17 protein-coding genes are annotated in these 18,810 nt (G+C 59.1%); 14 read left to right on the forward strand and 3 right to left on the reverse strand.

The features are described from left to right. The first annotated feature begins 12 nt into the window (after window positions 1-12). The 11 genes from AC0L30_RS28035 to AC0L30_RS28085 all read left to right on the forward strand — a co-directional run bounded on the left by AC0L30_RS28035 (window position 13) and on the right by AC0L30_RS28085 (window position 10,500). Entirely contained in the window at window positions 13-1,212 is a 1,200-nt protein-coding gene (locus tag AC0L30_RS28035) for a CpaE/TadZ family protein (RefSeq protein WP_473405690.1), read from the forward strand. 149 nt (window positions 1,213-1,361) lie between these two features. After that, complete coding sequence (locus AC0L30_RS28040) at window positions 1,362-2,609, forward strand: CpaF family protein (RefSeq protein WP_473405716.1); 1,248 nt, start codon at window positions 1,362-1,364, stop codon at window positions 2,607-2,609. Then, window positions 2,609-3,538, forward strand: coding sequence for a type II secretion system F family protein (locus tag AC0L30_RS28045; protein ID WP_473405691.1), 930 nt, complete (start codon window positions 2,609-2,611; stop codon window positions 3,536-3,538). The genes AC0L30_RS28040 and AC0L30_RS28045 overlap by 1 nt, the downstream gene beginning before the upstream one ends. Next, the gene (locus tag AC0L30_RS28050; RefSeq protein WP_473405692.1) at window positions 3,535-4,446 is read left to right on the forward strand and encodes a type II secretion system F family protein; all 912 of its coding nucleotides are present in this window, start codon (window positions 3,535-3,537) and stop codon (window positions 4,444-4,446) included. The genes AC0L30_RS28045 and AC0L30_RS28050 overlap by 4 nt, the downstream gene beginning before the upstream one ends. A gap of 2 nt (window positions 4,447-4,448) precedes the next feature. Beyond that, window positions 4,449-5,093: a methyltransferase family protein gene (locus tag AC0L30_RS28055; RefSeq protein ID WP_473405693.1), complete on the forward strand. Its 645-nt coding sequence runs from the start codon at window positions 4,449-4,451 to the stop codon at window positions 5,091-5,093. Window positions 5,094-5,243: 150 nt separating this feature from the next. Further along, a complete protein-coding gene (locus tag AC0L30_RS28060; protein ID WP_473405694.1) occupies window positions 5,244-5,633 on the forward strand; it encodes a hypothetical protein in 390 nt (129 codons plus the stop codon). 9 nt (window positions 5,634-5,642) lie between these two features. Beyond that, window positions 5,643-7,022, forward strand: a complete 1,380-nt coding sequence (locus AC0L30_RS28065; protein WP_473405695.1) for a pilus assembly protein TadG-related protein — start codon at window positions 5,643-5,645, stop codon at window positions 7,020-7,022. Continuing rightward, window positions 7,022-7,435 (forward strand): TadE family protein, encoded by a 414-nt coding sequence (locus AC0L30_RS28070; protein ID WP_473405696.1) that lies wholly within the window; start codon window positions 7,022-7,024, stop codon window positions 7,433-7,435. The genes AC0L30_RS28065 and AC0L30_RS28070 overlap by 1 nt, the downstream gene beginning before the upstream one ends. Window positions 7,436-7,839: 404 nt before the next feature. Then, entirely contained in the window at window positions 7,840-9,477 is a 1,638-nt protein-coding gene (locus AC0L30_RS28075) for a type II and III secretion system protein family protein (RefSeq protein ID WP_473405697.1), read from the forward strand. Window positions 9,478-9,486: 9 nt separating this feature from the next. Then, window positions 9,487-9,885 carry a hypothetical protein gene (locus AC0L30_RS28080; RefSeq protein WP_473405698.1) on the forward strand — a complete coding sequence of 133 codons (399 nt, stop codon included), beginning with the start codon at window positions 9,487-9,489 and terminating at the stop codon, window positions 9,883-9,885. 78 nt (window positions 9,886-9,963) lie between these two features. Continuing rightward, a complete protein-coding gene (locus AC0L30_RS28085) occupies window positions 9,964-10,500 on the forward strand; it encodes a tetratricopeptide repeat protein (protein WP_473405699.1) in 537 nt (178 codons plus the stop codon). Between the two features lie 37 nt (window positions 10,501-10,537). Here the strand turns inward: AC0L30_RS28085 and AC0L30_RS28090 are convergent, their stop codons facing one another. Together AC0L30_RS28090 and AC0L30_RS28095 are read right to left on the reverse strand one after the other, a co-directional pair. Then, window positions 10,538-11,308 (reverse strand): hypothetical protein, encoded by a 771-nt coding sequence (locus AC0L30_RS28090; RefSeq protein ID WP_473405700.1) that lies wholly within the window; start codon window positions 11,306-11,308, stop codon window positions 10,538-10,540. A gap of 873 nt (window positions 11,309-12,181) precedes the next feature. Then, on the reverse strand, window positions 12,182-13,066 hold the full coding sequence (locus tag AC0L30_RS28095) for a helix-turn-helix domain-containing protein (RefSeq protein ID WP_473405701.1): 885 nt from the start codon (window positions 13,064-13,066) through the stop codon (window positions 12,182-12,184). Between the two features lie 358 nt (window positions 13,067-13,424). Between AC0L30_RS28095 and AC0L30_RS28100 the strand changes: the two genes are divergently transcribed. Further along, complete coding sequence (locus AC0L30_RS28100) at window positions 13,425-15,065, forward strand: flavin-containing monooxygenase (RefSeq protein ID WP_354161017.1); 1,641 nt, start codon at window positions 13,425-13,427, stop codon at window positions 15,063-15,065. A gap of 55 nt (window positions 15,066-15,120) precedes the next feature. Continuing rightward, window positions 15,121-16,314: a methyl acetate hydrolase AcmB gene (acmB, locus tag AC0L30_RS28105; RefSeq protein WP_473405702.1), complete on the forward strand. Its 1,194-nt coding sequence runs from the start codon at window positions 15,121-15,123 to the stop codon at window positions 16,312-16,314. 432 nt (window positions 16,315-16,746) lie between these two features. On the opposite strand, the gene AC0L30_RS28110 is transcribed toward acmB, so the two are convergent. After that, a complete protein-coding gene (locus AC0L30_RS28110) occupies window positions 16,747-16,953 on the reverse strand; it encodes a hypothetical protein (RefSeq protein ID WP_473405703.1) in 207 nt (68 codons plus the stop codon). A gap of 472 nt (window positions 16,954-17,425) precedes the next feature. Between AC0L30_RS28110 and AC0L30_RS28115 the strand changes: the two genes are divergently transcribed. Continuing rightward, window positions 17,426-18,772 carry an ABC transporter substrate-binding protein gene (locus AC0L30_RS28115; protein WP_354127812.1) on the forward strand — a complete coding sequence of 449 codons (1,347 nt, stop codon included), beginning with the start codon at window positions 17,426-17,428 and terminating at the stop codon, window positions 18,770-18,772. The last annotated feature ends 38 nt before the right edge of the window (window positions 18,773-18,810 follow it).

Consider the following 18,810-nt stretch of genomic DNA (forward strand, 5'->3'; position numbering starts at 1 on the left):
GGGGAGGCAGTGGTGAACGTTAACATTGCAGCAGTCAGTCCGCCTCAAGAATCTGCATCGGTTGTAACGCGCAACCAGATCATCTGTTTCGTCAATGACGAGCTTAGCGCAGCGGCTCTGCGCAAAGGCCTCGAGGGTAGCAATTTATCGATCAGGCGCGGCACGATCCGTCATGCCATACGGATGCTCGAAACCGACACCGAGCTATCCGCGTTGGTGGCGGACATCAGTGGAATCGATGATCCATTTTCCGAACTGGAAAGGTTGGCCGCCGTCTGCCCACCCGATGTCCGGGTGGCTCTGATCGGCGAGAGCAGGGAGATAACCTTCTACCGCGAGCTCATGGAAATCGGTTTGAGCGAGTACCTTCCGAGGCCGCTCACGCGCGATCTGGTGCTGCACCAGCTACGTCCGAAACTGCTTGGCGACGTGGCGCCCGGTGCGGCCGATCGTGGCGGGCATGTGATCTCGATCTGCGGCGCTCAGGGGGGCGCCGGCGCAACGAGCATCGCGATCAATCTCGCGCTGCAGCTGGCCGAGACCACCAAGGCCAAGGTCGCGCTGCTCGACCTTCATCTACAAAACGGCGAAACAGCCGTGATGCTGGGTGTTCGGCCTGGGCCAGGGCTGCGCATTGCTCTGGAAAACCCGATGCGGGCGGATACGTTGTTCCTCGAACGCGCGGCGATCGATATCAACGAACGAGTTTGCCTGATTTCCGCCGATGAGGAGTTGGACGCGCAGCTCGACATCACTGAAGCGGGAGTGAGACACGTGTTGGGTCTGCTCCGTCAACGGTTCAACTACATCGTTGTCGATATACCAGTCCCGTTTCCGCCATCCATCCATCCGGTGATCACTCTTTCCCGGCACGTGCTGGTGCTGTTGGAAGCGGAGGTGACCGGACTTCGCAATGCCCATGCACTCCGCACTGCCGTCACCAACATCGCCGGTAAGGATCGCGTGTTTACTTTGCTCAATCGTGCCGATCGTCCCGGCGGCCTTCCCAGGGCGACGATTGTCAAGGCCCTGGGCGCAGAACCCGACATGGTGATTCCCGATCTCGGGAAGGGGATGACCCAGGCGGTCAATCTCGGAATTCCGGCTCTCAAGCACGTACGAGGATTGCGACGTCACCTCGCCCCAATTGTCCGGGAGATCGCAGGCGTCGGTGCCGAACGGAAGGGATGGTTGAGGAGGCTGCTCGGGTGACGAAAAAATTTGGTAGGCGCGAAGACGACACACCAGCTCGTTTGCCTGCATTGCCACTAAGCTTGCCTGCATTGGCGCCGAGCATGCCTGCGCCGAGCTCGCCTGCAGCTGCGCCAAGGCACGACGAACCTTCTACCCAGCGGCCGGCGATGCCGGCTTTGCTGCGTGAACGGGTCATAGAGCAGATTGAGCCATCGGTGGCCGCAACGGTTTCGCGTGATGTTCTTCGGCGGCAGATTGAGGAAATCATCCATGGAATCGCCAACGAGGAGCGGCTCGAACTGTCAGGTCGCGAGCAATTTCAGCTAGCGGACGAGATTGCGGACGACATGACCGGCTACGGGCCGCTCCGTCCGCTTCTGCTGGATCAATCAATCAATGATATCATGGTCAACGGACCGAGTAACGTTTACGTCGAGCGACACGGCAAACTGGAACGGATCGCGGTACGATTCCGAGACAATGATCACATCGCATCCGTAGCACAGAAGATTGCAGCGCAAGTCGGCCGGCGCGTCGACGAATCCAGTCCGATGGTGGATTGCCGCCTGCCGGACGGCAGCCGGGTCAACATCATCTTCCCGCCGCTAGCGATCCACAGCCCCTGCATCTCCATCCGAAAATTCCCAAGCCGCCGTTTAGACATGGCCGGGATGATCCAGAACGGCTCAATGACCGCGGCCATGGGACAATTGCTGGAGATTGCCGGTCGGTCCCGGCTCAATATTCTGGTCTCTGGCGGTACCGGTTCCGGCAAGACGACGCTGTTGAACGCCATGAGCCAATTCATTGATCACAGCGAACGCATCGTCACCATTGAGGATGCGGCGGAGTTGCAGCTTCAACAGCCGCACGTGATCAGCCTGGAGACCCGGCCTCCTAGCCTCGAAGGCACAGGGCAGGTGACACAACGCGATCTGGTGTGGAACGCCCTGCGCATGCGTCCCGACCGAATCGTCGTCGGCGAGGTGCGCGGCGCCGAAGCGTTTGACATGCTGCAAGCGATGAACACCGGCCATGATGGTTCGATCTCCACGGTGCATGCCAACAGCGCCCGCGACGCACTGACCCGCATCGAAAACATGGTGCAGATGGGGCAGCCAAATCTGCCGCTGCGGGCGATCAGATCTCAGATCGTGGCTGCGCTGGATATTGTCGTGCAAGTAGAACGCATGCGGGATGGACAGCGTCGCGTTATCCAGATCAGCGAGGTGATCGGGCTGGAAGGCGAGGTGATCACCACCAACGACATCGCGGCATTCGAGTACGAACACGAGGATATTCACGGACGGATATCGGGCACCTACAGGTCCACCAACGCAGTCCCAAAATTCAAGAGCCGTCTTACCTATTATGGGCTTGATCGATCCTGGGCTGAGGCTATGAGGCAGCTATAATGCCGGAGTTTTTGACCACGATTGACCTGGTGCTGCTGATAGGCGCAGCAGCCGTGACGTTGTGGCTCGACGCACGACAGCGACGCTTCGATCGTCAGCTAACGATAGCTCTGCCAGTTTCAGACTTGGCGGACCTGCCCTCCATTCGTCGGTTAGAGACCGGGTCCCGCTGGGAGCTTGTCTTCCGCATCGTCAGTTACGACGCCGGGATCGCTTACGCTTGGCACCCCGCGTATGTGCTATTTGCCGGTGTGGTCGCAGGGGCTGCAATCCTTTATGCCAATAGCGTGCTCAAATTTTCTGACCTCTACGCGTATCCGGCGGCTACAATTGTAGCGATCATGCTGGTGCGAGGTCTATTTGGATGGCAGCGAGATCGTCTCGCCAGTCAGCTTTTTCGACAACTGCCCGACACGATCCAGCTGGTGACGAGTACTGTTCGATCTGGACTGCCCGTGACGGAAGCATTTCGCACCATCGCTCGCGAGATGCCGCAACCGACAGCTGGGCAGTTTGCTATCGTATGCAGCGAAGTGAGTATGGGGAGACCTCCAGAGGAGGCTGTTGAAGCTGTCTATCGGCGAACGCAAGTAGCGGAGTACGGGATCTTTGCGGTCACACTTGCAGTCCAGCTGAAGGCAGGTGGCAGTTTGACCGAAACCTTACAAACGCTGGGAGATACTGTGAGGCAGCGGGTTGCGCTCGCTGCTCGCGCGAAGGCTCTGGCCGGAGAGGTGATCTTTTCCTCACGAGCGCTTTCATTGTCGCCCATAATCGTCGGTGGGCTGCTGTACGCGATCAATCCGGTAACAGTCGACCTGCTGATCTATGATCCGACGGGAAACAGGCTGCTGGCCTACGCGGCAGCCTCGGTGGTTGTCGGGTCCCTTGTGATACGTTGGATGGTCAGAAGGGAAACAGAACTATGACTTTTGGTCTCAGTTTGGTGGCCCTGGCCATAGCACTTGCGACTGCGACCGTCGTGCTGATGATCCACGAACTACACATTCGTGCGTTGAACCAGCGGGTATCAAATGCGGTGCTGGGTGTTCCTGGCCGGTCAGCGCCTCTCCAGGACATGACCGGTTGGCTTTCGTCGCTCGGCATGCGGTATCGACGCTTCTATTCTGCGGAAAATCTGGACCAGCTCCGAACCATCGTTCAATCGTCAGGTTTGAATCCTCATCGAGCCTTGTCGATCTGGATCGGTGTCAAAACCATCAGCATGTTCTTGTTCCCGGTCATTGCCTTGTTTGTTGCGCAGATTCTTGGGAAGCCACTCACCGACGTGCTGGTCTTCAGTCTCATTGGCGTGGTGATCGGAATCATGGGACCGCGGTTGATCCTGTTGGTTCTAAGACGCCGGTTTAATGCCGGCATTCGGCTGGGCACGCCGGATATGATCGACTTGTTGGTGGTGTGCAGCGAAGCGGGAATGGGTCTGGAAAGCGCGCTGGAACGAGTAGCGGAAGAAATGAAACAGACCAATCCCCCCATGGGCCGGGTTTTGTACGGCCTTCTTGATGATCTCCGGATATTGCCAAATCGCAGCGAGGCATTCGAGAAATTGGCATCTACGTCAGACGGACTTCGCCGGTTCGGCACCATGGTCAGCCAAAGCCTGCAATACGGAACGCCACTGAGTCAGGCTCTGCGCAGTATTGCTATGGACCTCCGGCGCGAACGTATTACCGACCTCGAGGAAAGGGCGCACAAGTTGGGCGCCAAGCTGACTATTCCGATGGTGTTGTTCCTGCTTCCAGCCATGTTCGTCATTCTGGGTGGAAGTCCGTTTCTGCACCTCGTCCGTACATTCTCCAGCATCGGCGTGAAGTAGCCATGAGCACCGTTACTCTGTCGAAGAATCCGTCTTACGAGTGGGTGATGCAGCTGCTCGGCAGCATGTGGTTCATCTTGCTGGCACTTTGCGTCGCCATCAGAATTGGATCATTTATCGATCCCTGGCCATCGCTTCTGTCAAGTTTTTGCCTTGCCATCTTCTACATGCTCCTGGCGGTCTTGATCATGACCAGGTCGCCGGCAAAGGCGCATGCGGATGGGGTGTTGCCCAGGGTAGCCGCGTTCGTCGGCTCCTATTTACCGTGGACGATCTCGTTGTTCGGCAAAACCGACCAGGCGTTGCCAAACCTGCTGTCCACCGCTTGCGTGCTTGTCGGCATGATCATGATGCTTGTCACCATCCGACATTTGGGGCGGTCGTTCAGTCTGGTGCCACAGGCGCGTTCAGTGGTGCAAACCGGCCCGTATCGATGGATCAAGCATCCGCTCTATTTCGCGGAAGAGATCGTGATTGTGGGCGTGGTGCTGCAATATCTGACACCGATAACGGTGCTCGTGCTGGTCCTGCATATCGGCGTTCAAGTATGCCGAATTCTCTACGAAGAAGATCTGCTTCGGCGCACTTGCCCGGAGTATTCCAGTTACGAAGCATCGCGTTGGAGATTGGTCCCTTATGTTTGGTGAGTAGCTATGCGTGGCCGAATTGTCGTGGACATCGTTCAAATTGCTCGTGCGCGGAGTCGGCATCCGGACGTGGTAAGTGTCCGTCGAGGCAGAGGCGCGTGTCGTAAAAAGTCCTTCATCGCGGATCAACGCGGCGCCGCAGCGCTTGAGATGATGTTCGTTTACATTATCCTGGTGTCGAGCCTGCTGATGCCGCTTGCCGACGTTGCCGCCGCCGGTTTTCGGTTTGTAGCCGCGTGGGAGGCATTGCGCGCCTTCGGGCAAAAGATCCAGTACAGCCCGCCACCCGACGTTACCGCTTGGGCAGGCTGGAAGTCGGCGCTCCCCACTTCGGTGTCGGGTTATCCCATCAACAATCTGCAGGTCGTTTGCAGCGATAGCATGGCTGCCTGCTCCGCAGGCAACTCTGGTTCGCCCAAGCACTATACCTACACCACGACCGTCACCGTGGCGCCAATCGTGCTGAGATCGGTGATCTGTCGGAGTGGTAACGCCAATCCTTGTTCGTTCACACTGGCTTACGCTGAACGGTTTCAGTAGGAGTGTTCCATGCGTGGCTTGCTTCATTCTCGTCGTGGTGCCGCCGCCTTCGCAACCGTTATCGCCCTGGTGCCGCTGATAGGCGTGGTCGCAGTCGGGGGCGAGGCGGGATCGTGGTACGTCACCAGGCAACACGCGCAGAATGCCGCCGATGCGGCAGCCTATTCGGGGGCCGCGCAGCAATTGTGCTTACAGAACCCACCCTGCGCGGTTACACAAACAGTGGACTATCGCGCCAAGCAGGCCGCGGCACAGAACGCGTTCTGTAACACGGGCGCCACCTCCTATCCCGGCTCTCAGTGTGTCGGTAGCAATCCGGCGGGAATCTCTCAAACCGTCCAGGTCGCTTCGCTCACGTCATGGAAGGGTACGGCCGGAACCTACGTTCAGGCCACTGTCAGCCAGCAACAGCCGGCATACCTGGCGAGAGTGCTTGGTCTGTCCACTGTCAATATTCCCGCGACAGCCGTGGCCACAGTAAAAAGCGTGGTGTACCCGCCCTGCGTCCTGTCATTGACAGGCTCCATCGGTTTCCAGGGCAGCCCGAACATCAATGCGCCGAACTGCGGCATGGCCTCGAACTCCAAAGCAGCGAATGCAATCAACTTCACGGGCGGCGGGATGACCATGAATCTCGGCTCGCTGTCGTCCGTCGGCGGCTGCACAGGGGCCGCATCGTTCTGTGACAAGGCGTTGAAGTATTTGCCGGCCCCGACCAACAATCCCTTCTCTGGTCTCGATGGTGCCCTCACCACGTTGTGCGGCGCGAACCCTACGCTCCCCGCCAAATGTGGTCTTCCAGCATGTCCAGGATCGGATCTCGTCGCTTACGTGGCCGGCTCGGCTAGCACCGCATGCACGAATAACAATACCTCGACGAAGGGCAATACCGCTTATAACTTGGCTGCAGGAGTCTCGGTGTACTTCATTTCGGGTACTCTGACCCTCAAAGGCGGCTCCGCGATTACCTGTAACAGCCCATGCACAGGCGTGACCTTCATCCTGCTGCCAGGGGCGAGCATTGACACGAGGGGGGGCGGCACGCTCACCCTCAAGGGGCCGGCAACTGCCCCGAGCAGCTCGTCGCTTCCCGCGGCCCTTCAGTCTAGCGCTGCATTATTCCAGTACATGTCGATGTACGATGCCTCAGCGACGGCTGTGACCTTCGGTGGAACCAGTAACATCACCCTCACGGGAAACATCTACGCGCCGAACGCAGCAGTGACGTTTCAGGGCAATCCGACGATTGCCGTAGGCGGCACAGGCGGCAGTTGTGGCCAGTTGATCGCAGCCTCGATCGCGTTCAACGGTAATGCCACCTTTGACACCACGGGGTGCCCATCGCAAACGAAGCTGCCTAAAAGCCAGTATGTCCAGTTGGTGCAGTGATGAGAAAGCTCGATCAGCGCGGCATCGGGGCGATGGAATTTTGTCTCGTCGCTCTGCCGCTTTTCATATTGATGTTCACCATTTTCGATCTGGGGCGTTACGCAATCACCATGCAGTCATTGCGGGCGCTCGCGAATGCTGGTGCCCGGACATGGATGATCAACGACTGCTTCGTCAATAGCGCGATGAGCAATACTTCACCAACCTGTGCCGGTGACCCCCTGCCAGCCGCCGCGGCCAAGAAAGCCGTTGCCCCAATGCTGTTTGCCGGCGGTCTCTCGCCTACGCTGAACACGACTGCGGGAGCCGCTGCACTCACTGTCACGGCATCTGAACCGAGCTTCAAGATGCTGATGCCGATATGGGGCACCACATTGAACGCGCCGAGCGCGTCCACCACAATTCCGTTTTAGTGGTAGTAGGCAACTATCCCGGAATGCGACTGGATTTCGGTAAGCGTGAGAGAGCGAGTTCCAGTCGTCCCGAACGAATCTTCCAAAAATCGATAGGGGCTTGCCATGCGGAGCGGCAGCAGCGGGAACTCGCCCGCGGTTCGGCGGCACGATAGTTCCAAGCAGCAGAGAAAGTGATGCTCGCTGGCAACATTGGCTAGTTTTCTCCGGCCTTGCCGCAGTGCGGTAAGCGTCTCTTCTTGCAAGGAGGCCGAATGAGGGATGTGATGTCGGAAATACGAAATAACGATTTGTAATGGGATGGGTTGTAAGCTCTCCGACGTGGTGCGCTGAGGGGAACTTTCAGGGGATATCGAGCACGTAGATTTGCGGGGACAGCCGTGGATCGCGGTGGGGGGACTCGAATGGACGGCGGTCGCGTTTCAGGTAGGACGGTAGGGAGGCTTTTCGCATTCGGTGCGATGGGTCTTGGCGCAGCCGCGGCCTTGTTTGGGACCGCTGATCGCGCCGCGGCTGCAGATCGGAGGGGCTCCTCCGGCGGCGGCGTCTTCGTCAGCGAAATGAACGACGTCCAGCGGGTCAAGGTGGTCGTCAACAAGTCACGCACCTTCAAGGTCGATGCGGCTTTTGCGACCATTGTCGCGGGCTCGCCTGACATCATCGACGTGAAGTCGCTGAGCGACCACATGATCTATGTCCAGGGCAAGCAGACCGGCACCACCAACGTCATTTTGTTCGACAGCTCGATGAAGCAGATCGGGATCCTCGACGTCGAGGTCGTGATCGATACCAGCAATCTGCAGCAGAACATCCGGACCGGCACCGGCATGCAGGGTGTTCGCGTCTCGGCCTCCGAGGGGCAGGTGGTGCTGAGCGGAACCGCCGTCGACGCGGTTGCGGCCGAGCGGGCCATGGCAATTGCCACCAGTACTGTCGCGAAAGGCGGAACTGTCGTCAACGCGATGAGCGTCGCGGCGCCGCAGCAGGTGATGCTGGAAGTGCGCTTTCTCGAGGTCAACCGGGACGCCGGGCGTGATCTCGGCGTCAACCTTTATGCGGCGAATGCCAATGGCACCAACGTCGGTAATACCGGGCTTGGCAGTTCGAACACCGCGGCGGGCCGAACGCCGGTCGGAGGGGTCAATGGATCTGTCGGTTCTCCCCCGACGGGAAGCCTCCCGGTACTGGGAACATTGGGTACGCTTGTTGGCACTGCGGGCGGTGTGGCTCCGGCCCCGTTCGGAAGCTTGTTGACCAGCATCATCCGAACCAGCAGTGGCGGCTCGGTGGACTTGTTGATCTCGGCACTTGAAACCAAGGGATTGGCCCGCCGGTTGGCGGAGCCGAACTTGACCACGCTTTCCGGGGATGCCGCTCGCTTCCTGGCCGGCGGTGAATTTCCAGTGCCTGTAGCGTCCACGGCCGGTACCGCTGGTCTCGTGCCAACCGTGACGATCGAATTCAAGAAGTTCGGCGTTGAGCTGGCTTTCGTGCCCACCGTTCTCTCGCGCGGCGTAATCAACCTTCGGGTCGAACCTTCGGTCAGCGAGCTCGATTTCTCCAATGCGGTGGCGATTGCGGGGACGGTCATTCCGGCGTTGACCCGCCGCGACGCGCGGACCACGGTCGAGCTGCGCGATGGCCAGAGCTTTGCGATCGCCGGCCTGCTCCAGACTCGCAATCGACAGGACGTTTCCCAATTGCCCTGGATCGGCTCGGTGCCGGTGATCGGAACCTTGTTCAGCAGCAAATCGTATCAGCAGCAGGAAACGGATCTGGTCATCATCGTGACGCCGCGCCTGGTCGCGCCGGCGGCACCAGGCCAGCAACTGGCGTCGCCGCTCGACTCGCGCCTGCCGGCCAACGATGTCGACTTCTTCCTCAATGGCCAGATGGAAGTCCGCAAGCGTTACAATGATTACGTCAACTCCGGTGGCGACGTGAAGGGCCCTTACGGCCATATCATCGCTCCTGAGCTCAGGACCCCCGTTCCGCCACCGGCCGCCGCTGCCAACCAGCCGGTCGTAAAGACCCTCAACTAGGAGCGAGAGATGACCTTAAGGTATCTGGTTCTGTTCGCGCCCTTGCTGCTCGGGGGATGTTACGGTCTGGCCGGTCATGACGAGATGGACCGCTATTTCCAGCGTTCCGATACCATCACGTTGAGCGCTGGCGATGCCAAACAGGTCAACGCCGTCACCCATACGATCCATCCATGGCCGCGATACGCCGGCGACCGCAGGATCGCGTACGACGCTCGGCGCGTTGGTGCCGCCGTGACGCGTTATGGCAACACGACACGGCCTGTGGATCAGCTTCCCGATATCGGACAGCCGACGGAGGCGATGGGCCAGCGGCCCCCCGTCACCCAGAATGTCAACATAGAAGGATTGCCGCCTGGAACCAACGGTGGAGTATCGGTGCCGGTCGGCGGAGCACCGAGCAGGTAAGGAGCCAGGGGCCTTGGCTTTGGATAATTCAACAATGATATTTCAATGAGTCCGATGAGCCGGGCGGCGACGAGGGTTATGCAGCGCATCATCTTAATGCTGATCTATTGTTGCTTGGGAACAGCCCTTGCTGGGTGCGAGCAGACACTAAGAGAGGCCGCAATCGTGGCCCCTGTGGAGCCGCCGGGCGGAGACCCCGTGCAGGAGCCGACCGACGTCAAATATTACCCGTCGGACGAACCGGTCCGGCTGGGGCTTGAGCATTTCAACCGCGGCAGTTACGGGATCTCCCAGCGCTATTTCAAGGACGCCGTCGAGAAATCGCCGAAGGATATAACGGCCTGGATTGGGCTCGCCGCGAGCTATGATCGGTTGCGTCGCTTTGACCTGGCCGATCAGGCCTATGCCCAAGCGATCCGGCTGGGAGGCGAAACCGTTCAGATTCTGAATGACCAGGGATACTCGTACATGCTGCGCGGCAATCTGAGTGGGGCGCGACGGAAATTCGAGAAAGCCTATTCGATCGACCCGGGTAATCCGGTCATCGCCAATAACCTCGAGCTTCTCAATGGCAGCCGGCGGTTCATTGAAAGACCACCAAACAACCAGCCATAAGTAGTCGACCGGATACTGCGATCACGGCCAGTTCTCGTCAATTTGGCCCAATCACAGCATCAGCGTGACCGCTGCCGCTGCGGATGATGACAATGATGCCATTGCGAACGGTAAATCGGGCGCCGAGCAGTTTCCGCACCTTCTCCGTGATCTGAAGAGGAAAGGGCACGCCTTCTCCTGCGACGGGATCGCCGACCTTGATCGTCTCAGTCGCGGAGCCTGCAACTGGTGCAGGCTTGATATAGTCTCGGACAAGCTGAATCTCTTCACGTGATAGGATGAGCGGAGCCTGGTCAGGACGGGTCTCCGACGGCGGCTTGGATGTTTCACTGCTTGCTTTTTCACGTATCTCATTGGTGCTTGCGATCTGATCGAGCCTGGCTACGCGTAGCTTGAGCGCGATGATGTCACGTTGCAGTGTTGCGATCTCCAATTTGCGCGAGTTGACCTGCATGAAGACAATGATCGCGCAAACGCAGCTCACGACAAAGCCGACGCTCAGCAATGCGATCAACCACCGCTCAAAGTTTCCCATCGACCCTCCGGCCGTCCGGGGGAGTTGTTCGCGCTGGAGATGGCTCCGCCAGATGCGGCGTGCTCGGTCCATCCAGTCTGTATTGCCCGTTACGCTTGCCGCCGGCCGGCCTGACCCAAAATGCGCGGGCGACGAGGCGGCTTCCTCTCGGGCCGGATCAACTAACGACGCCGTGTCGACTTGCTCAAGCTCTAGATCCTCGGGGACGCGATCCTCCGTAGTCAGATGAGCGGCAGGGTGGAAGGGATCCATCTGCTTATCGAGCCGGCCCATCTCCATTCTCCGCGGAGCCATCTATCAACTTCAGCAGTTCTGCCGACGCGGATAGAATAGGGTACCCGAGGATTCGATCAATCGAAATGGAAAAGACGCCAAGCCGCGCTGTGAGCCGTTCTGAGGATAGCTTCAGGAGATAGGGCACCAACAGATGCCAAGGTTCGCCCCGCGAATGCACGTTCCGACCACGCGGACCGTAGACAGTGCAATGAGGCACCATGATCGTGCGACGAATGCCCAATTTCAGCTGGTTAAGCCCAGGGTGCGACCGGTAAGTTATTGGTTGTTCTACCCCTGTGGCTGTCTCTTAATCAGCGGGTCCAAGGTTCGAGCCCTGGTGCGCCCATCACCCTAAGATATTGGTCCGCAAGGGCTTGTTTAAATTCCTAGGCAGAACAAACCGGTCTCGTGCAACGCTTTTAATGGTCGCACGCCGTGCGAGGAGTCGGATAATTAGGACCGAGCCCATCCACCACTGTAGCACGAGACCCGCCGGTCTGCGTTCAGCTCGTCATGACTTCCTTCCGCACCTACAGTTCAAGCCTGTCGATACCAGAATCGGCGCGAGCCGCATTGCGGGCGCGGTAGTGCTTCACGATGGTCTGCGCGCTTCGGTATGAATGCCCAGTGATGTAGCAGATCGTCAGCAACCGTAGATTCCGCTGCTCCGTCAGCGGGCGCTAACGTGCAACCAGACCGTTATGCGGCTGAATATCGAGGAGGCCGCGAGTTTTTCCGGGTTTTCGTCACGAGCGAGCGCGTTGATTTTGATTTGATGAGGTCGCTTTTGTGCGAAATAGGGCGTTAGAAATCGGCGAAAGCCGCCCAGGTATTTGCTTCGCTGCGATTTCCCTCTCGCTCAGGTCTGCCTCATGCCGATTGCTTGCGATATTCCGCAGGCGTGAGGTTCATGTGTCGGCGAAAGACTCGGTTGAGGTGGCTTTGATCCGAAAACCCGCTGAGCAGGGCGATCTCCTTCAGCGGCAAGCGGTCCTTGCGGAGATGCTGGCAGGCGTGTTCCACCTTGCGGCTCAGCACATAGGCGTGGGGACGCATTCCGTAATGCACATGGAATTTGCGCGCGAACTGCACGGGCGTGCAGTTGCAGATGTTGGCCAATTGCTCCAGCGTGATGTTCCTGGAGATGCTCTGTTCGATATAGTCTTCGATCAGCCGCGCATGGGCAGGTCTGAAGCGTCCCTGCGAGCAGGGCATCTTGAACCGCACGGAGGCATATCTTCGCAGGATGTGCACGCTGGCCTGAAGAGCCAGCGCATCGTAGCAGAGGCGGCCACCCGGTCCTCCGGCGGAAACCTCTTGCACCATCTGGTCGCCGATCCAGGTCAGGACCGGATCTTCGATCTTGAGGAGGTCGTGCAGTTCGACCGCCTCCGCGTCGCGATCGAAGGCCTCGCCCGCAGTCTTTGCCATCAAGGTCGGTGAAATGTAGAAATGGCTGACTTCGAGATCATGGCTCCATCGCCAATTCGAAGCTTCCGCGCGCGTGAGCAGCGTCGTAACACCTCGGCCGACGTGATCTTGCTTCCACGCGCCGGTGACGCGGCGGTTCATCGCAGTCGAGCCTTCGCGATAGATGACGATCAGATAGTTCTCGGACGGGGGGACCCAGATGTCGGATGGCGCATAGCGGAACACCCGCAGCCGAAAGTCGGCCTTTCCTACCGCCGAACTGTCCAACATCAACTTGCCAGGCGCGTACCGTGGCAGCTCGTCGACCGTAATCAACCGGCCCATCGCGCGAACTCCCTCCCTCTAAGGCGCGGTTGACCGCTTCTTCTTCTCTTGAGCCGAACAGCTGCGCAGCAGCATAAGCCGCTTTTGGCTTTTGCCAAGCGAACTGCGTCCGGATCAGCTCCTTGAGACCGCGGCACCAGTGGCCTCGTTCAAAGGATTGTCGGTTTTGTTCAAGCCCCAGGCGCAGGCAATCTCGTAGCGTGCCGCAGTCCCTTGCCGAGTGGAAAGAACGGCACGAGCATCGCAAGCAGAACAAGCCCATCCGATCGCCGTCGGGATCAACAATGACGCGATGCACCATCATTCGGTCACAGCACGGATGGGGAGGCCACGCGCTCTTACACCCTAGGAGGGGAAAATGGCAGAACCCGTGACCGAGTTCAACGGAAGCAACGGCGCGCATGTGACGGCGAAATTCGACGCCGTGGTGGTTGGAGCCGGCGTCGCCGGACTCTATCAGCTCTATCGCCTGCGTGAACAGGGATTGAATGTCAGGGTGATCGATGCTGGATCCGGCGTCGGCGGCACCTGGTACTGGAATCGCTATCCTGGCGCGCGCTTCGACTCCGAAGCCTATATTTACCAGTACCTGTTCTCCGAAGAGCTCTACAAGGGATGGAGCTGGAGCGAGAAATTCCCTGGCCAACCCGAAATCGAACGCTGGCTGAACTACATCGCCGATCGCCTCGATCTGCGCAAGGACATCCAGTTCGGTACGACGGTCAAGAGCGCTCATTTCAACGAAGCCGCCCAGCGCTGGCTGGTCACGACCGACAAGGGCGACGTGATCGATACCCAGTTCCTGATCACCTGCTGCGGCATGCTTTCGGCCCCGCACGTGTCCTTTCCGGGGCAGGAGACCTTCAAGGGGCAGTTGTTCCACACCGCGCGCTGGCCGAAGCAGCCGGTCGATCTGGCCGGCAAGCGCGTCGGCGTCATTGGTAACGGCGCGACCGGAATCCAGGTCATCCAGACGATCGCCAGCGAGGTCGGTCACCTCAAGGTCTTCATTCGCACGCCGCAATACATTATCCCGATGAAGAATCCCAAATACGGCGCGGCGGATGTCGATGCCTACAAGTCGAAATTCAAGTCGTTCACGGAGCGCCTCCCGCACACCTTCACCGGATTCGAGTATGACTTCGAGCACGCCTGGGCCGAACTGTCGCCAGGGCGGCGCCGTGAGGTGATCGAGGATTGTTGGAATGACGGCTCGCTGAAGCTGTGGATATCCTCGTTCGGCGAGCTGTTCTTCGACGCGGAGGTCAACGCCGAGATATCCGAATTCGTGCGCGAGAAGATGCGCGAACGGCTCAAAGATCCAAAGCTGTGTGACGCGTTGATCCCAGCCGATTATGGCTTCGGGACACACCGGGTGCCGCTCGAGCAGAAATTTCTCGAGGCCTTCCATCGCCCGAATGTCGAGATCGTCAGCGTCAAGGAAAATCCAATCGAACGGGTGACACCCACGGGTATCCAGACCGCCGACGGCGCCATCCACGAGCTCGACATCATCATTCTGGCCACCGGATTCGACGCCGGAACCGGAGCCTTGACGCGCATCGATGTCAGAGGTCGCGGCGGCCGCTCGCTGAAGGAGGATTGGAGCCGGGACATCCGCACCACAATGGGCCTTCAGGTTCACGGCTATCCGAATCTCTTCACGACGGCCGTGCCGCTCGCCCCTTCAGCGGCGCTCTGCAACATGACCACGTGCCTGCAACAGCAGGTCGAATGGATCGATGATTGCATCAGGCATATGCGCGGCAAGAATCTGAAGGTCGTCGAGCCGACGAAGGATGCGGAAGACGGATGGGTGGCGCATCACGATGAGATCGCCAACGCGACGCTGATCGCGAAGACTAATTCCTGGTACCTGGGCTCGAACGTCGAAGGCAAGCCGCGCCGGGTGCTGTCCTATTGCGGCGGCGTCGGCGCCTATCGCCAGAAATGCGATGAAGTCGCGGCGAGCGGCTATCCGGGTTTCGACATGCATTGAGGGCTGCCAAGGGACGTGTCGACCCAATCAATCCAATTCAGGCTGGAGAACAATCATGACCATGAACTTTGATGCGGTGGCAGATACCGTTCTCGACGGTGTCGTTACATCGACGCCACGCGTAACCGGCGTCGTCGCGATGGTGACGAACCGCCATCGTAACGTCTACGTAGGTGCAGCCGGCAGGCGTCGTCTCGACCAGGCGGCCGATATGACGACCGACAGCATCTTCGCGATCTTCTCCACGACCAAGGCGATCACCGCCACGGCCGTCCTGCAGCTTGTCGAGGAAGGCAAGCTCGATCTCGATGAGCCGGCCAAGCGATACGCGCCCGATATCGGCAAGCTCCAGGTGATCGAAGGATTCGATGGCAAGGGCGAGCCGATCCTGCGCGCTCCGAAGCGCGACATCACCACGCGCATGCTGATGACGCACACCGCCGGCCTGAGCTATGATTTCATCAATCACACCTACAATCGGCTGGCGCAGGAAAAGGATCAGCCGAGCGTGATCACGGCGACCAAGGCCTGCCTGATGACCCCGCTGCTGTTCGATCCGGGCGAGCGGTGGGATTATGGCACCAATCTCGATTGGTGCGGCCAGATCGTCGAGGCCATCACCGGCCGAAGGCTTGGTGACGTCTTCAAGACGCGCATCTTTGAACCACTCGGCATCAAGGACATGACGTTCGAGCTGACCGATGCGATGCGCGGACGGCTGGCCGGGATCCCTGCGAGAGGTGCCGATGGCTCGCTCACCCCGATGGATTTCGAGCTGCCGGCCAAGCCCGAAGTGCATATGGGCGGCCATGGCCTTTACGGCACGGTCGGCGACTACATGTGCTTTATCCGGATGTGGTTAAACGACGGTGCGGGCGAGCACGGCCGCGTGCTGAAGGCGGAGACCGTGCGCATGGCTGAAAAGAACCATCTGGGCGACAAGAAGGTGACGCCGATTACCGGCGTCATCCCGTCGCTGTGCAACGACGCGGAGTTCTTCCCCGGCCAGTCAAAATCCTGGGCGCTGAGCTTCATGATCAATGATGAGCAAGCCCCTACCGGGCGTCCCGCCGGTGCTTTAGGCTGGGCCGGCCTTGCCAATCTGTTCTATTGGATTGATCGGCAGAACGGGGTCGGTGGGTTCTGGGCCACCCAGATTCTTCCCTTCGGGGACCCGGCATCGTTCATCGGCTTCATGAATTTCGAGACGGCATTCTACCAGAACCTGAGGCAGCGAATGGCGAGCTAGGTTTGATGGAACGACACGAAACTGTAGGAATTGCGTGACGGTGCACTTAGCTGTGAGCATTCGAACTCGCAAAAGGGACCGGAGCCATTGAGTGCACTGTCACTATAATCCCATGCCTTTTGCGGCACCGGCTTTGCCGAGCCGCAGCTCGCGAAGCGAGCGAAGGCTGGCGGGCCCGGCAGGCCTCGAACCTGCAACCAGACCGTTATGAGCGGCAGACTATCGATCGGGTTCGCTGATTTCGCTGCAGTTTCGTTCGAGCTCGATCGCGTTCGTTGCGGTTCGTTCACGCCGTTTCTGAGGCGAAACTGGTGCGGCTGCCCGGTTCGTGGCTCTAAGGATGGATCATCGTTTGGCCGGTGCTGACCACCTAAGTCGCTTACGAATCTTTGCGCGTTGCACGAGGCCAATGGCGTCGACGCAACGTAGAGCTCAAGTTGGCAACGTAATCGGAAGAATGTTGACAAGCGCTTCAGCGCTGTCGGGTCCGAAGGTCGGCTTCATCCAGGGCAGCATGAACGCACCGACGACGGCGCCGATCGCCCTCGAAAGGGGAGCACCGTCGGTTAGATCGCAAGCCGAACTGAATGCCAGTATCGGTGGCTGCGTCTCCACGGTTTTGAGCTGCGGCAGGATCATGGGTCGAGAAGCAAGGAGGAAAGAGCGGTCCTTGTTTTGTCGTCTGTGAGAGTACACTGTCCCCGATTGCACTCAATTGGACATCTGTTGCCGGAGCTAGCTCATACTTGCCCATGATGGCTTGGAGGGAGAGTCCAAGGTCTTGAACGGGCGTCGCGCTATCGCGGCGGAAATCTTCTCTGCTCGTCCCAAAAATGTCATTGCCGCTGACCGACAAGAGAGCGCGGGCTCGTGGGGCCGCCGATATGAGTGTTTGAACTCCATGCCCGAACAGTCTGCTTGCAATGTTTAGTATATCGTGGTTCACTAAACAAATCGAGCTTGGCTGAATCCCTAAGAATCCAGGCAGGCACGAGGAAACGTCCGTTAGTCGTTCAGCCCGTGAAGGACTGTATCGCTCTGCTCGAAGCATTCGAGCGGGTTGGAGAGTCGCGCCATGTCGATGGCCGGCCCCACTGGGAGGGAAAGCGTTATGAAACAGACAGTAAAGGCGCTTCTTACTAGTTTCGGAGTTCTCGCATCCGCGCTCAGTGCCGGAGTGGGGACTACCCCTGCGCACGCGCAGGCGAAGACCATCACGCTGTGCTGGGCCGCCTGGGACCCTGCCAACGCGCTCGTCGAACTGTCGAAGGACTTCACCGCTAAGACCGGCATCGGTATGAAGTTCGAGTTCGTGCCGTGGACCAACTATGCCGATCGCTTCCTGAACGAGCTTAACTCGCACGGCTCGTTGTGCGATCTCATCATCGGAGATTCTCAGTGGATCGGCGGCGCCGCGGAGAACGGCCAGTACGTCAAGCTCAATGATTTCTTCAAGAAGGAAGGAATCAGCATGGACGACTACATGCCGGCCACCGTGGTCGGCTATTCGGAGTGGCCGAAGAATACGCCAAACTATTGGGCGCTGCCCGCCATGGGTGACGCGGTTGGCTGGACCTATCGCAAGGACTGGTTTGCGCGGCCAGAGATCCAGAACGACTTCAGGGCCAAGTACGGCCGCGATCTCGCTGCGCCGAAGACGCTCGACGAACTGCGAGACATCTCGAAATTCTTCCAGGGCCGTGAGATCGACGGCAAGAAGGTCTATGGCGCTTCGATCTATACCGAGCGCGGCTCGGAAGGCATCACCATGGGCGTGTCGAACTATCTCTACGATTACGGCTTCCAATATCAGGATCCCAAGAAGCCCTATGCGATGGACGGCTTCGTCAACGCGCCCGGCGCCGTCAAGGGGCTTGAGGCCTACAAGGAGCTCTACAAGTGCTGTACGCCACCCGGCGCCTCCAACTCCTACATGTCCGAAGGACTTGATGCGTTCAAGTCAGGCCAGGTCGCGCTGCAGATGAACTTCTTCGCCTTCTTCCCAGGCCTCTACAAGGATCCGAACGTTGGCGGCGACAAGATCGGCTTCTTCAGCAATCCCGCGGGCCCCGCGACACAGGCGACGCAGCTCGGCGGACAGGGTATCTCGGTTGTTTCCTATTCGAAGAACCAGGGCGAAGCGCTGCAATACATCAGATGGTTCTCCGGCGGGGATGTGCAGAAGAAGTGGTGGGCGCTGGGCGGTTATTCCTGCGCCAAATCCGTGTTGAACGATCCGAGCTTCCCGAACAGCGCGCCGTTCGCCGGGGAGTTTCTGAAGTCGATGGGAATGGTCGTCGACTTCTGGGCCGAGCCCTCCTATGCGCAACTCCTGCAGGCCGAACAGAAGCGCGTGCATGACTACGTGGTGGCGGACAAGGGCACCGCGCAGGAAGCGCTCGACGGTCTGGTGAAGGACTGGAAGGCCATCTTCAAGGAAGAAGGCAAGAAGTTCTAAGGCAACCGCCTGGGGCGCACGCGAGCGCGCTCCAGGCA

The organism is Bradyrhizobium sp. MI1.11 (assembly GCF_055811255.1).